The organism is Promicromonospora kroppenstedtii DSM 19349 (assembly GCF_000515355.1).
GTDB classification, from domain to species: domain Bacteria; phylum Actinomycetota; class Actinomycetes; order Actinomycetales; family Cellulomonadaceae; genus Promicromonospora; species Promicromonospora kroppenstedtii.
This window is the reverse complement of sequence record NZ_KI911762.1, coordinates 29,712-30,366: the sequence shown is the minus strand read 5'-3', so window position 1 is coordinate 30,366 and position 655 is coordinate 29,712. Positions and strand designations below refer to the sequence as shown.

The following is a 655-nucleotide window of genomic DNA, read 5'->3' as shown; positions in this document are numbered from 1 at the left end:
GCCGCCCGGGCCGAGGCCCGGCGCGAGGCCCGGGAGCGCCGGCTGGCGCTGGCAGCCGAGATCGCCGAGCGCGTCGGTGAGAACCGGGGCGACCGGTCGCTGGAGGTGCAGGCGCTCGCGCTGCTCGGTGCGGCCGTCGGGTACTACCAGCGGGAGGAGAAGCCGTTCTGGCAGGAACACTTCGCGCGGCTCGAGCTGCCGCTGGACGAGTGGCCCGGTCGACGGTCGACGTTCCACGTGGAACGTTCGCGGGTGCTGCGGGACTGGGGCGTGGTCGGGCGCGACCGGCTCGCCTCGCGGGAGGTCGAGCTGGTGGGCCGCATGCTCGACGGGTCGCGCATCGACGGGTCCGACCTGGGCGTGGGCGACGCGGTGCACGTGCTCTACGACCAGCCGGTGCCGCCCGTCGTGGGCGAGCTGGAGGCGCGGGCGATCCGCGGCGAGCACTCGGGCGGCATGATCCTGTCGGTCGGGGAGGAGGAGCCCGCCGACTCCGTGGACGGCCGGCGCGGCCGCGACGTCGTGGTGCTGCGTGAGCGCCTGTCCGGGGGAGCGGACCAGCACGACCAGGCGCCCGTCGCCCTTGCACCGCAGCGCGGTCCGGCCCACGACGCCCAGGAGCAGGCCACCGAGGATGCCGCGCGGGCGGCGCTGG

1 pseudogene is annotated in these 655 nt (G+C 76.5%); it reads left to right on the top strand.

The features are described from left to right. Positions 1-655: pseudogene (locus PROKR_RS28990) on the top strand (TM0106 family RecB-like putative nuclease); the annotation flags it as partial.